The organism is Streptomyces sp. CoH27, from assembly GCF_020181035.1.
Taxonomy (GTDB): domain Bacteria; phylum Actinomycetota; class Actinomycetes; order Streptomycetales; family Streptomycetaceae; genus Streptomyces; species Streptomyces camelliae.
In genome coordinates this window covers 224,378-237,299 of record NZ_JAIQYY010000003.1, presented here as the reverse complement: position 1 = coordinate 237,299, position 12,922 = coordinate 224,378, and the positions used below count along the sequence as shown (strand labels likewise).

Annotated in this window: 15 protein-coding genes; 12 read left to right on the top strand and 3 right to left on the bottom strand. The window is 70.6% G+C overall.

Translation table 11 applies throughout. The features are described from left to right. The first annotated feature begins 49 nt into the window (after positions 1 to 49). The 12 genes from LE548_RS06350 (at position 50) to LE548_RS06295 (ending at position 10,232) form a co-directional block, all read left to right on the top strand. The gene (locus LE548_RS06350) at positions 50 to 622 is read left to right on the top strand and encodes a GNAT family N-acetyltransferase (protein WP_225095650.1); all 573 of its coding nucleotides are present in this window, start codon (positions 50 to 52) and stop codon (positions 620 to 622) included. Between the two features lie 169 nt (positions 623 to 791). Continuing rightward, the gene (locus LE548_RS46420; RefSeq protein ID WP_309486338.1) at positions 792 to 875 is read left to right on the top strand and encodes a putative leader peptide; all 84 of its coding nucleotides are present in this window, start codon (positions 792 to 794) and stop codon (positions 873 to 875) included. A 125-nt stretch (positions 876 to 1,000) separates the two neighbouring features. Continuing rightward, complete coding sequence (locus LE548_RS06345; protein WP_225095649.1) at positions 1,001 to 2,698, top strand: nitrite/sulfite reductase; 1,698 nt, start codon at positions 1,001 to 1,003, stop codon at positions 2,696 to 2,698. Continuing rightward, on the top strand, positions 2,695 to 2,934 hold the full coding sequence (locus tag LE548_RS06340) for a hypothetical protein (RefSeq protein WP_225095789.1): 240 nt from the start codon (positions 2,695 to 2,697) through the stop codon (positions 2,932 to 2,934). The genes LE548_RS06345 and LE548_RS06340 overlap by 4 nt, the downstream gene beginning before the upstream one ends. Next, on the top strand, positions 2,931 to 3,644 hold the full coding sequence (locus tag LE548_RS06335) for a phosphoadenylyl-sulfate reductase (protein ID WP_225095648.1): 714 nt from the start codon (positions 2,931 to 2,933) through the stop codon (positions 3,642 to 3,644). Before LE548_RS06340 ends, LE548_RS06335 begins: the two co-directional genes overlap by 4 nt. Positions 3,645 to 3,673: 29 nt before the next feature. Continuing rightward, complete coding sequence (cysC, locus tag LE548_RS06330; protein ID WP_374116028.1) at positions 3,674 to 4,210, top strand: adenylyl-sulfate kinase; 537 nt, start codon at positions 3,674 to 3,676, stop codon at positions 4,208 to 4,210. Beyond that, on the top strand, positions 4,207 to 5,142 hold the full coding sequence (cysD, locus tag LE548_RS06325; protein ID WP_225095646.1) for a sulfate adenylyltransferase subunit CysD: 936 nt from the start codon (positions 4,207 to 4,209) through the stop codon (positions 5,140 to 5,142). Before cysC ends, cysD begins: the two co-directional genes overlap by 4 nt. Positions 5,143 to 5,144: 2 nt before the next feature. Next, a complete protein-coding gene (locus LE548_RS06320; RefSeq protein WP_225095645.1) occupies positions 5,145 to 6,479 on the top strand; it encodes a sulfate adenylyltransferase subunit 1 in 1,335 nt (444 codons plus the stop codon). Between the two features lie 223 nt (positions 6,480 to 6,702). Beyond that, on the top strand, positions 6,703 to 7,806 hold the full coding sequence (locus tag LE548_RS06310; RefSeq protein ID WP_225095643.1) for an aliphatic sulfonate ABC transporter substrate-binding protein: 1,104 nt from the start codon (positions 6,703 to 6,705) through the stop codon (positions 7,804 to 7,806). A 12-nt stretch (positions 7,807 to 7,818) separates the two neighbouring features. Continuing rightward, positions 7,819 to 8,622: an ABC transporter ATP-binding protein gene (locus LE548_RS06305; protein ID WP_225095642.1), complete on the top strand. Its 804-nt coding sequence runs from the start codon at positions 7,819 to 7,821 to the stop codon at positions 8,620 to 8,622. Then, a complete protein-coding gene (locus tag LE548_RS06300) occupies positions 8,609 to 9,493 on the top strand; it encodes an ABC transporter permease (RefSeq protein WP_225095641.1) in 885 nt (294 codons plus the stop codon). The genes LE548_RS06305 and LE548_RS06300 overlap by 14 nt, the downstream gene beginning before the upstream one ends. Before the next feature lies 1 nt (position 9,494). Next, a complete protein-coding gene (locus LE548_RS06295; protein WP_225095640.1) occupies positions 9,495 to 10,232 on the top strand; it encodes a sirohydrochlorin chelatase in 738 nt (245 codons plus the stop codon). Between the two features lie 73 nt (positions 10,233 to 10,305). On the opposite strand, the gene LE548_RS06290 is transcribed toward LE548_RS06295, so the two are convergent. From LE548_RS06290 to LE548_RS06280, 3 genes are all read right to left on the bottom strand, one after another. After that, positions 10,306 to 10,602 carry a hypothetical protein gene (locus LE548_RS06290; RefSeq protein ID WP_225095639.1) on the bottom strand — a complete coding sequence of 99 codons (297 nt, stop codon included), beginning with the start codon at positions 10,600 to 10,602 and terminating at the stop codon, positions 10,306 to 10,308. Positions 10,603 to 11,149: 547 nt separating this feature from the next. Then, positions 11,150 to 11,809 (bottom strand): DsbA family protein, encoded by a 660-nt coding sequence (locus LE548_RS06285; protein WP_225095638.1) that lies wholly within the window; start codon positions 11,807 to 11,809, stop codon positions 11,150 to 11,152. Between the two features lie 90 nt (positions 11,810 to 11,899). After that, the gene (locus LE548_RS06280) at positions 11,900 to 12,910 is read right to left on the bottom strand and encodes a ketopantoate reductase family protein (RefSeq protein ID WP_225095637.1); all 1,011 of its coding nucleotides are present in this window, start codon (positions 12,908 to 12,910) and stop codon (positions 11,900 to 11,902) included. Positions 12,911 to 12,922: the final 12 nt, after the last annotated feature.

Below are 12,922 nucleotides of genomic sequence, written 5' to 3'. Positions count from 1 at the left end.
TGACCAGGTCGATCGACAGACCGGGCGGCGGGATGATTCCCTGGCCCGCATGAGCAGCGTCCCCGTCACCACCTGGTCCCTGGAGCAGACCTCCCCGGTCGACCTTCTGTCCGCCGCCGCGCCCGAGGGCGATGTACGGATCGTCCGCGCCGAGGTCCCCTCCCCCGAGCTCAGCCGCTTCCTGTACGCCTCGGTCGGCGGCGACCTCCGCTGGACCGACCGGCTGGGCTGGACGTACGCCCGGTGGCAGGAGCACCTGACACGGCCGGGCGTGGAGACCTGGGTGGCCTACGACCGGGGCACGCCGGCCGGCTATGTGGAGCTGGAGGCGCAGGACGAGGGCGTGGTGGAGATCGTCTACTTCGGACTGCTCCCCGCCTTCCGCGGCCGGCGGATCGGCGGCCATCTGCTGTCGTACGGCACGGCCCGCGCCTGGGACCTGGCCGAGCGGTGGCCGGGGCGGGCGCCGACGAAGCGGGTGTGGCTGCACACGTGCAGCAAGGACGGCGAGTTCGCGATGGACAACTACCAGCGGCGCGGCTTCCGGCTGTTCGACACCAAGGTCGAGCTGGAGCGGGAGGTCGCGACGCCGGGACCGTGGCCGGGGGCGTACCCCGCCTGAGCCCGGCCGATGCCCCCCGCATCCCCCGCATACCCCGCGCGACCTGCTACGACAAGCCTTCCGGCGGCACATGTGAGCGACGACACCCTCCGTCCACATTTCGGGACAAGGATGTCCACATGATGGATAAAGCTGGACTGTGTCCAGATCGCCGTGACACGCTTCCGTCATGTCTGGAACTGGAATTGCCTTGGTGAGTCGGCGGCACGTCGACCTCGGCCGCATGTCCAGCGCCATCTGTCCGGCGAGCTGAGCCCACCAGCACCGCCGCACTCCCCGTACCTGATTTCTGCCGCGCAATGATGCGCGACCATGCCCGCATGCGCGCCCGTGCGCAGGTCAGAGCCCCTTGCCGCCTGTCTTGAAGGACGTAGAACCATGGCCGCCAGCCCACAGAACCCCGCCGCCTCAGCGCCCCGCCGCAAGGTGAGTCGTCACCGCGGTGAGGGTCAGTGGGCCGCGGGGCACTTCACCCCGCTCAACGGCAACGAGCAGGTCAAGAAGGACGATGACGGTCTCAATGTGCGGACGCGCATTGAGACGATCTACTCCAAGCGTGGATTCGACTCCATCGACCCGAGCGACCTGCGCGGCCGCATGCGCTGGTGGGGCCTCTACACCCAGCGCAAGCCCGGGATCGACGGCGGCAAGACCGCGATCCTGGAGCCGGAGGAGCTGGACGACCGCTACTTCATGCTGCGCGTGCGCATCGACGGCGGTGCGCTCACCACGGCGCAGCTGCGGGTGATCGGCGAGATCTCGCAGGAGTTCGCGCGCGGCACCGCGGACATCACCGACCGGCAGAACATCCAGTACCACTGGATCCGGATCGAGGACATGCCCGAGATCTGGGAGCGGCTGGAGGCCGTCGGCCTGTCCACCACCGAGGCCTGCGGTGACACGCCCCGCGTGATCCTCGGCTCCCCGGTCGCCGGGATCGCCGCGGACGAGATCATCGACGGCACCCCGGCCGTCGAGGAGATCCACCGCCGGATCGTCGGCAACCCGGCCTTCTCGAACCTGCCCCGTAAGTTCAAGTCCGCGGTCTCCGGCTCGCCGCTGCTGGACGTGGTGCACGAGATCAACGACATCGCGTTCGTCGGCGTGGTCCACCCCGAGCACGGCCCCGGCTTCGACGTGTGGGTCGGCGGCGGGCTGTCCACCAACCCCAAGCTCGGTGTGCGGCTCGGTGCCTGGGTGTCGATCGACGAGGTCCCGGACGTCTACGAGGGCGTCATCTCGATCTTCCGTGACTACGGTTACCGCCGGCTGCGCAACCGCGCCCGCCTGAAGTTCCTCGTCGCCGACTGGGGCGCGGAGAAGTTCCGGCAGGTGCTGGAGGACGAGTACCTCAAGCGCACGCTGACCGACGGCCCCGCGCCCGAGCAGCCCGTGCAGCAGTGGCGCGACCACATCGGTGTGCACCGGCAGAAGGACGGCCGGTTCTACGTCGGTTTCGCGCCGCGGGTCGGCCGCGTCGACGGCGCCACGCTCACGAAGATCGCCGATCTGGCGGAGGCGCACGGCTCCGGGCGGGTCCGGACCACGGTCGAGCAGAAGATGATCGTCCTCGACGTCGAGCAGGACAAGGTGGACTCGCTGGTCGAGGGCCTGGAGGCACTGGACCTCACCGCCCGGCCGTCCTCCTTCCGGCGCGGCACCATGGCGTGCACCGGCATCGAGTTCTGCAAGCTCGCCATCGTCGAGACCAAGCAGCGCGGCGCACAGCTCATCGACGAACTGGAGCGCCGTCTGCCGGACTTCGACGAGCCGATCACCATCAATCTCAACGGCTGCCCGAACGCCTGCGCCCGTATCCAGGTCGCGGACATCGGTCTCAAGGGCCAGCTGGTCCTGAACGACCAGGGCGAACAGGTCGAGGGCTACCAGGTGCACCTCGGCGGCGCACTCGGTCTGGAGCCGGGCTTCGGCCGCAAGGTGCGCGGTCTGAAGGTCACCGCGGAGGAACTGCCCGACTACGTCGAGCGGGTGCTGAAGCGGTTCCGGGCGGAGCGCGCGGACGGTGAGCGGTTCGCCACCTGGGCGGCCCGCGCTTCCGAGGAGGCGTTGTCGTGAGCGAGCGTGCCGCGCCGTTCTACTGCCCCTACTGCGGCGACGAGGACCTGCGTCCGAGCGAAGAGGGTCACGGCGCCTGGGAATGCGGGGCGTGCAACCGCGCATTCCAGCTGAAGTTCCTCGGGCTGCTCGCCCGGGGCGTGAGCCGTAGTGCCGACTTCAGCGCTCCGAAGGCGAACGCCCTTGAAAAAGGCGGCCTTCAGCGAGCCGACAACGGAGGGGACGAGCTGATATGACGACGGCTCAGGAACAGCAGCGTACGGCCGAGGAGTTGAAGGCGCTCGCCGAGCAGGCGGGCCGCGATCTGGAGGACGCCTCCGCGCTGGAGATTCTCCAGTGGGCGGCGGAGACGTTCGGCAAGCGCTTCTGCGTGACCTCCTCGATGGAGGACGCGGTGGTGGCACACCTCGCGTCCCGCGCGATGCCCGGCGTGGACGTCGTCTTCCTCGACACCGGCTACCACTTCCCGGAGACCATCGGCACCCGGGACGCCGTCGAGGCCGTGATGGACGTCAACGTCATCACCCTCACCCCGCGGCAGACGGTGGCCGAGCAGGACGCCGAGTACGGCCCGAAGCTGCACGACCGCGATCCCGACTTGTGCTGCAAGCTGCGCAAGGTGCAGCCGCTGGAAGAGGGCCTCAAGGGCTACCAGGCCTGGGCGACCGGGCTGCGCCGCGACGAGTCCCCGACCCGGGCGAACACCCCGGTCGTCGGCTGGGACGAGAAGCGGCAGAAGGTCAAGATCTCCCCGATCGCCCGCTGGACGCAGGACGACGTGGACGCCTACGTCGCCGAACACGGCGTCCTGACCAACCCGTTGCTGATGGACGGCTACGCCTCCATCGGCTGCGCCCCGTGCACCCGCCGGGTCCTTGAGGGCGAGGACGCGCGCGCCGGCCGCTGGGCGGGCAGTGCCAAGACCGAGTGCGGACTGCACGGATGACGAACCATCAGACTCTTCAGGAGAACGACGTGACCACCGGAGCCACCGTCTGGCTCACGGGTCTGCCGAGTGCCGGCAAGACCACCATCGCCTACGAGCTGGCCGGCCGGCTGCGCGCCGAGGGCCACCGTGTCGAGGTGCTCGACGGCGACGAGATCCGCGAGTTCATCTCGGCGGGCCTCGGCTTCAGCCGTGAGGACCGGCACACCAATGTGCAGCGCATCGGCTTCGTCGCCGAACTGCTGGCCCGCAACGGCGTCAAGGCGCTGGTGCCGGTGATCGCGCCGTACGCGGACAGCCGGGAGGCGGTTCGCAAGCGGCACGACGAGAACGCCACGCCGTACCTGGAGATCCACGTGGCGACCCCGGTCGAGGTGTGCAGCGTGCGCGATGTGAAGGGGCTGTACGCCAAGCAGGCCGCGGGCGAGCTGAGCGGGCTGACGGGGGTCGACGACCCCTACGAGGAGCCGGAGACCCCGGATCTGCGGATCGAGTCGCAGAACCAGACCGTGCAGGAGTCCGCGGCATCGGTGTACGCCCTGCTGAGCGAGAGGGGACTGGCATGACGACCGTGGCCGAGGTCGAGGGCGGTACGGACAGCCCGTACGCCCTGTCCCACCTGGACGCGCTGGAGTCCGAGGCCGTGCACATCTTCCGTGAGGTGGCGGGCGAGTTCGAGAACCCGGTGATCCTGTTCTCCGGTGGCAAGGACTCCATCGTCATGCTGCACCTGGCGCTGAAGGCGTTCGCGCCGGCCGCGGTCCCGTTCTCGCTGCTGCATGTGGACACGGGACACAACTTCCCCGAGGTTCTTGAGTACCGGGACCGTGTGGTGGCCGCCCATGGGCTGCGCCTGCATGTGGCCTCCGTGCAGGACTACATCGACCGCGGTGTGCTGAAGGAGCGTCCCGACGGCACGCGTAACCCGCTGCAGACGCTGCCGCTGACGGAGAAGATCCAGAGCGAGAAGTTCGACGCGGTCTTCGGCGGCGGACGCCGGGACGAGGAGAAGGCCCGCGCCAAGGAGCGGGTGTTCAGCCTGCGCGACGAGTTCTCCCAGTGGGACCCGCGCCGTCAGCGCCCCGAGCTGTGGAACCTGTACAACGGCCGGCACGCGCCCGGCGAGCACGTGCGGGTCTTCCCGCTGTCCAACTGGACCGAGCTGGACGTGTGGCAGTACATCGCCCGGGAGGGCATCGAGCTGCCGCAGATCTACTTCGCGCACGAGCGTGAGGTGTTCGCCCGTAACGGCATGTGGCTGACCGCCGGCGAGTGGGGCGGCCCGAAGGACGGCGAGACGGTGGAGAAGCGCCAGGTCCGCTACCGGACCGTGGGCGACATGTCCTGCACGGGTGCCGTCGACTCCGACGCGGCCACGCTGGACGCCGTGATCGCCGAGATCGCCGCCTCCCGGCTCACCGAGCGGGGCGCGACCCGCGCCGACGACAAGCTGTCCGAGGCCGCGATGGAAGACCGCAAGCGCGAGGGGTACTTCTAGCCATGAGCACGACCACGACCGAGGCACTCTCGGCCACCACCCTGCTGCGGTTCGCCACCGCCGGCTCGGTCGACGACGGCAAGTCCACGCTCGTCGGGCGGCTGCTGCACGACTCCAAGTCGGTCCTCGTCGACCAGTTGGAGGCCGTGGAGCGCGCCTCCGCCAGCCGCGGCCAGGACGCCCCCGACCTCGCGCTGCTCACCGACGGCCTGCGCGCCGAGCGCGAGCAGGGCATCACGATCGACGTGGCCTACCGCTACTTCGCCACGCCCCGGCGCCGCTTCATCCTGGCCGACACGCCCGGACACGTGCAGTACACCCGCAACATGGTGACGGGTGCCTCCACGGCCGAGCTGACGGTGATCCTGGTGGATGCCCGCAACGGCGTGGTCGAGCAGACCCGGCGGCACGCGGCCATCGCAGCCCTGCTGCGCGTCCCGCACGTCGTCCTCGCGGTCAACAAGATGGACCTCGTCGGGTACGCGGAGAAGGTGTTCGCCGCGATCGCCGAGGAGTTCACGGCGTACGCGACCGAGCTGGGTGTGCCCGAGGTCACCGCGATCCCGATCTCGGCGCTCGCCGGTGACAACGTGGTGGAGCCGTCGGTGAACATGGACTGGTACGGCGGTCCGACGGTGCTGGAGCACCTGGAGACCGTGCCGGTCAGCCACGACCTGGCGCACTGCCACGCCCGGCTGCCCGTGCAGTACGTGATCCGGCCGCAGACCTCCGAGCACCCGGACTACCGGGGCTACGCGGGCCAGATCGCGGCCGGTTCCTTCCGGGTCGGCGAGGCGGTCACCGTGCTGCCGTCGGGCCGCACCTCGACCATCTCCTGCATCGATCTGCTGGGCAAGCCGGTCGACATCGCCTGGACCACGCAGTCGGTGACGATCCGGCTGGCCGACGACATCGACATCTCGCGCGGCGATCTGATCGTGCCGACCAAGGACGCGCCGGCCACCACCCAGGACGTGGAGGCGACCGTCTGCCATGTGGCCGACGAACCGCTGCGGGTCGGCCACCGGGTGCTGCTCAAGCACGGCACCCGCACGGTCAAGGCGATCGTGAAGGACATCCCGTCCCGCCTCACGCTGGACGACCTGTCCCTGCACCCGCACCCGGGACAGCTCGTCGCCAATGACATCGGCCGGGTGAAGATCCGTACCGCCGAGCCGCTGCCGGTCGACTCCTACGCCGACTCGCGCCGCACCGGCTCCTTCATCCTGATCGACCCGTCGGACGGCACCACGCTGACCGCGGGCATGGTCGGCGAGTCGTTCGCGTCCCCGGAGCCGGTCAAGGACCAGGCCGACGAGGACGGTTGGGACTTCTGAGCATGAAAGCCCTGGACATCTACTCGACGTTCGCGAAGGAGGGCGGCCGCGTCGGCAGCGGCGCCCTCGGCAGCGGGCAGGGCGGAGTGGCCCGATGTGTGCGCTGACGTACGCGCACTGCTCGCGCGCCCTCACCCCCCACCGCCGTAGACGAAGACCTGCCGACCTCCCGGCCACGACCTGAGAGACCGTGACCGCCGGGCCTCCGAGAGGAACACCTCCCGTGCCTGCACCGACCGCATTCCGCCGCAGCCTCGCGGTGATCGCCGCACTCCCCCTGCTCACCCTCGCCGCCTGCGGTTACGGCTCCGAGGCCAAGAAGAGCGACACCGCCAAGATCGCCGCCGGAGCGGAGAAGATCGACGGTCTCGACTCCGTGAAGATCGGTTACTTCGGCAATCTGACGCACGCCACCGCGCTGGTCGGCAACCAGAAGGGCTTCTTCCAGAAGGAGCTGGGCGCCACCAAGGCCGAGTACCAGGTGTTCAACGCCGGCCCGTCCGAGATCGAGGCCCTCAACTCGGGCTCCATCGACATCGGCTGGATCGGCCCCTCCCCCGCGATCAACGGCTACACCAAGTCGAAGGGCAAGAGCCTGAGGATCATCGGCGGTTCGGCGTCCGGCGGGGTGAAGCTGGTCGTGAACCCCAAGAAGATCACGTCCCTGCAGGACGTCAAGGGCAAGAAGATCGCGACCCCGCAGCTGGGCAACACCCAGGACGTGGCGTTCCTCAACTGGATCGCCTCGCAGGGCTGGACGGTCGACGCGCAGAGCGGCAAGGGCGATGTGTCCGTCGTCCGCACCGACAACAAGGTGACCCCGGACGCCTTCAAGTCCGGCTCCATCGACGGCGCGTGGGTGCCGGAGCCGACCGCGTCGAAGCTGGTCGCCGAGGGCGGCAAGGTGCTGCTGGACGAGGCGTCGCTGTGGCCGGACAAGAAGTTCGTGATCACCAACATCATCGTGCGGCAGGCCTTCCTGAAGGAGCACCCGAAGGCGGTCGAGGCGGTGCTGAAGGCCTCGGTCGAGACCAACAAGTGGATCAACGCCAACCCGGACCAGGCCAAGGCGGCGGCGAACCAGCAACTGGCGGCGGACTCGGGCAAGGCGCTGCCGGCGAAGGTGCTGGACCCGGCCTGGACGTCGATCCAGTTCACCGACGACCCGCTGGCCTCCACCCTCGACACCGAGGCGCAGCACGCGGTGAAGGCCGGTCTGCTGAAGAACCCCCAGCTGGCCGGCATCTATGACCTCACCCTGCTGAACAAGGTCCTCAAGGCCGCGGGCGAGCCCGCTGTCGGCGACGCCGGTCTCGGCGTCAAGTAACCCCCGTAGCCGATGAGTTCCCAGGAGGTGACGACCATGGCCACGACCTTCGCCAAGGCCGCCGAGTCCGTAGAGCACGCGGCGCGCATCGAGCACGTCTCGAAGTCCTTTGCGAACCCCGGCGGGCAGCAGCTCGTCCTGGACGACATCAGCCTCGATGTCGCGCCGGGCGAGTTCGTCACCCTCCTGGGCGCCTCGGGCTGCGGCAAGTCGACCCTGCTGAACCTGGTGGCGGGGCTCGACCGGCCCTCCGCCGGCAGCATCACGACCAACGGGCGGCCGGCTCTGATGTTCCAGGAGCACGCCCTGTTCCCGTGGCTGACCGCGGGCAAGAACATCGAACTCGCCCTGAAGCTCAGGGGCGTCGCGAAGAACGAGCGGCGTGAGCGGGCCGAGGAGCTGCTCGAACTCGTCCGGTTGCAGGGCGCGTACGGCAAGCGGGTGCACGAGCTGTCCGGCGGTATGCGCCAGCGTGTGGCCATGGCCCGCGCGCTCGCCCAGGACAGCCAGCTGCTGCTGATGGACGAGCCGTTCGCCGCGCTGGACGCGATCACTCGTGACCTGCTGCACGACGAGCTGACCCGGATCTGGGCGGAGACGGGGCTGTCGGTGCTGTTCGTCACGCACAACGTGCGCGAGGCGGTGCGGCTCGCGCAGCGGGTCGTGCTGCTGTCGTCCCGGCCGGGCCGGGTGGCCCGCGAGTGGCGCGTGGACATCCCGCAGCCTCGGCGCATCGAGGACGCGCCGGTCGCCGAGCTGTCCCTTGAGATCACCGAAGTACTGCGTGGGGAGATCCGCCGCCATGGCCAGCACTGAGACGACGACCGTCACGGACGCGGGAAGCGTCGAGGCCGGCCTGGACGCCCTGGAGACCGCCGTCACCTCCCGGACGTCGTTCCGGCAGACCTTCGTCAGCAAGATCCTGCCCCCGCTGGTCGCCACGGTGGTGGTGCTGGCGGTGTGGCAGGCGCTGATCTCCTTCAAGATCGTCGACGATCCGACGAAGCTGCCGTCGCCCGCCGACGTCGGCAACGAGTTCAAGCAGGCCTGGCTGCAGGGCAACCTGCTCGGCTACATCTGGACATCCGTCTCGCGCGGTCTGCTGGGCTTCCTGTTCGCGCTGGCCATCGGCACCCCGCTGGGGCTGCTGGTGGCCCGGGTGAAGTTCCTGCGCGCGGCCATCGGGCCGGTGCTGTCCGGTCTGCAGTCGCTGCCGTCGGTGGCGTGGGTGCCGCCCGCGGTGATCTGGCTGGGCCTGAACAACTCGATGATGTACGCGGTGATCCTGCTCGGCGCGGTGCCGTCCATCGCCAACGGCCTGGTGTCCGGCATCGACCAGGTGCCCCCGCTGTTCCTGCGGGCGGGCCGCACGATGGGCGCGACCGGGCTGAAGGGCGCCTGGCACATCGTGCTGCCGGCCGCGCTGCCGGGCTATCTGGCCGGGCTCAAGCAGGGCTGGGCGTTCTCCTGGCGTTCGCTGATGGCCGCGGAGATCATCGCCTCCTCCCCCGACCTGGGCATCGGTCTGGGCGCGCTGCTGGAGAACGGCCGCAACGCCAGCTCCATGTCCATGGTGTTCGAGGCGATCTTCCTGATCCTGTTCGTCGGTATCGCGATCGACCTGCTGATCTTCAGTCCGCTGGAGCGGTGGGTGCTGCGCAGCCGCGGCCTGCTGGTGAAGGGCTGACATGCGCGCCCCGGTCCTGCTCGTCATCGCCCACGGCAGCCGCGATCCGCGGCACGCTGCGACCGTGCACGCCCTGGTGGAGCGGGTGCGGTCGCAGCGGCCGGGGCTGCGCGTGGAGACCGGGTTCCTCGAATTCAACGTACCGTCCGTGCACGGGGTGCTGGAGTCACTCGCGGCGGAGGGAGTGCGGGACGTCGTCGCGCTGCCCCTGCTGCTGACGCGCGCCTTCCACGCCAAGGCCGACATCCCGGCCGTCCTGCGGGACGCCCCGCCGCGCCTCAGGATCCGGCAGGCGGACGTGCTCGGTCCGTCGCCGCTGCTGCTGGACGCGCTGGAGCGGCGGCTGTACGAAGCGGGGCTGAGCCCCGCCGACAAGCCCTCGACCGGGGTCGTGCTGGCCTCGGCGGGGTCCTCCGACCCGGAGGCGATCGCAGTGATCGCCGATATCGCGCGGGAGTGGTGGCACACCGGTTGGTGCGCCGTGCGGCCTGCGTTCGCCTCCGCATCCCTTCCGCGCACCGAGGACGCCGTAGCCGAGCTGCGTGCGCTCGGCTGCGAGCGGGTCGCCGTCGCGCCGTACGTCCTGGCCCCCGGCTTTCTGCCGGACCGCATCGCGCGGGGCGCGGCCGGGGCGGACGTACGGGCGGACGTGCTGGGCCCGGCGCCCGAGGTGGCACGGGTGCTGCTGGAGCGCTACGACGCGGCCCGCCAGCCGGCGCTGGCGGCGCTGGGTGCCTGAGCGCACCGGCCCGCAGGGGGGCGGTGTCCGGGGCCGCGTGCCGACGCGGCCCCGCCTGGTCACCGGCGGCCGGTCACAGGTCGAGCGCGTGCAGGAGCTGCCGGGTGAAGCTGAGGCTGCCGGTGCCGGCGCTCGCCACGATGGCGACCTCCTCCAGTGCCGTGCGGATCCGGCCCCGGTTGGGCGGCAGTCCGTCCTCGGCGGACAGCGCCAGCTCGCGCTGGACGCTCTCGCCCCACCCGGCGAGCCCGGGATACTCGGCCCGCAGCGCCTCGGTGAGGCGGTCCGCCGCAGCCATGAGGGTCCGCAGGTCGGGCGGGCCGTCGCTGAGGTCCATGCGACCGTGGTCGCCGAAGTCGTAGGTGCTCATGTCCTGTCCTCGCATCTGACCCGAAGGAGCCATGGGGGGGGAGTGTGTGTGGGGGGGTTCAGGGCCGCTGACGTTACCGATCTCGCGGGGGCGCGTGTGCGGTCGTACGGCGCTGTCGCGGGCGTCCGCCGGGCGGACGATGGCCCGGACGGTCACGATGGCGCGGAGCGGGCCGGAAATCCTCACCCATCTGGGTGATCGGCGTCCGTTGACCGGGCCCTGGAGACCGGCGCCGCGAGAGGTACGGCGGCACCGTCGGTGCCGCTGTGCCCGTGCTGCCCGTCCCGCTCATCCACCCGTCCCTCGGACCGTTCCGCCTCGGCCGTTCGCGCTCCTGACCCTAGGGACAAGCGGACGAATTTGTCGCGAGGTTCGGCGAGCGGCGCCATCGGGAGGCGGGGACGTGGTACAAGGCCGACGGGTCCGGCGCTCCCCTGTGACGTCGGACCCGTCGGCTCTTCGTTCTGCGCCGGGCACCGCCCGTGTGTCACAGGTGAGGCGGACCGCGGGCGCCTCAGGGACGTTTATCGGCCAAGCGGTTCATGGGTCAGTCGAAGCGGAGGCCCCCGGTGCGGGTCCGCTTGAGCTCGAACAGGTCGGGGTGGCGGGCCAGCACCCGGAAGCTGTCGAAGAGTTCGGCCGCCTCGGCGCCGCGCGGTACGGCGCGCAGCACCGGCCCGAACCACACCGTGCCGTCGACGTGGAGGGTCGGGGTGCCGACGTAGGCGCCCGTCTCCGGCTCGACCCCCGCCTCGTGGCTGCGGCGTACGGCGTCGTCGTACGCCGGGTCGTGGGCGGCGGCCGCCAGATCCGCGGGGAGGCCGAGTTCGGCCAGTGAGTCGGCGATCACTTCGTCGAAGTCCTTGATCTCACGCTCGTGGATGCGGGTGCCGAAGGCGGTGTAGAGGTCGCGCAGCACCTCGTCGCCGTGCTGCCCGGCGGCGGCCACGGCGACCCGTACGGGGCCGATCGAGCGGTCCACCAAGTCCCGGTACCAGTCCGGGAGTTCGTTGCCGATGTTGTGCAGGTACAGGCTCATGGGCCGGAACCGGAGGTCGAGCGGGCGCTGCCGCTCGACCTCCAGCATCCAGCGGGAGGTGATCCAGGCGAAGGGGCAGGCCGGGTCGAAGAAGAAGTCGACCCGGGTACGGTGGGGCTCGGCGCCGGTGGCGGCAACGGTCTCGGTGGCGGTCTCGCTGTGGTTCATACCCTTGACGGTACTCGGTCATTGGTGTGCAATCCCGGCCCATTCGTCGCTCGTTTTCTTGGCCCAATTGGCTTGATTCCAACCGCTGTTCTACGGCTGTTCCGCCGCGTCGGCCCTGCGGACGAGCTCCGCGACCGGCATGGACCCGGCGGCCCGGCGCTCGCGGGCGAACCGGTTGGCGAGGTGCTGGAGCAGTTCGTTCAGCGGGGCCGGTACGCCGTGCAGCCGGCCGAGCAGGGCGATCTCGCCGTTGAGGTAGTCGGCCTCGATGGTGCCGGTGCCCCGGACCAGGGACTGCCAGGAGGAGCCGCCGCCGCGCGGGGTGCCGTCCAGCGGCACCAGGGTCACCTTGTCGCCGCGGGCCGCGCGCTGCTCCGCGTCGCTCGTGTACGCGATCCCGGCGGCGTCCAGCACGGCCTCGCCCTCGGCGCGCACCCGCGCGAACAGCGCCTGGGCGGCCTCGGTTTCGCGGGACCCGGTCAGCGCCTCGATGGCGTTGCTCAGGTTGGCGAGCAGCTTGGCGTGCTGCCAGCGGGCCACGTCGGGGACGACGGGCGCCTCGAAGCGGGCGTCGGCCAGGTCGGCGGCGATCCGGCGGGCGGTGTCGTCGGTCCCGTACGGCAGCCGGCCGAGGTGCAGGATGCCGGTGAGCGGGGTGCCCGGGGCGGAGACGACACCGGGTTCCACGAAGGTCGAGGGCAGCCAGACGCAGACGCCGTACACGTGCCGGAAGCGACGCAGGGCCAGCCGGCCGCTCTCCACGCCGTTCTGCAGGCACACCAGTGGCAGGCGCTCGGCCGCCGTACCGCCGCCCGCGACCGGCGTCCCGGCCCAGGCGTCCAGTGCGGAGACGGTGTCCTGGGTCTTCACGGCGAGGACGAGGACGTCGTCGGCGCGCAGCTCGCCGAGCGGGCCGGGTCCGTCGACGGCGGGCAGCCGGTACGTCAACTCCCTTTCCGGGACGCGTAGTCGCAGGCCGTGTGCGTCGAGTTCCATCAGGTGTCTGCCGCGTGCCACGAGGACGACCTCGTGCCCGGCCTGGGCGAGCCGCCCGCCGACGGTTCCGCCGACCGCTCCGGCCCCGATGATGATGTAGCGCATGGGGCGAGCCTC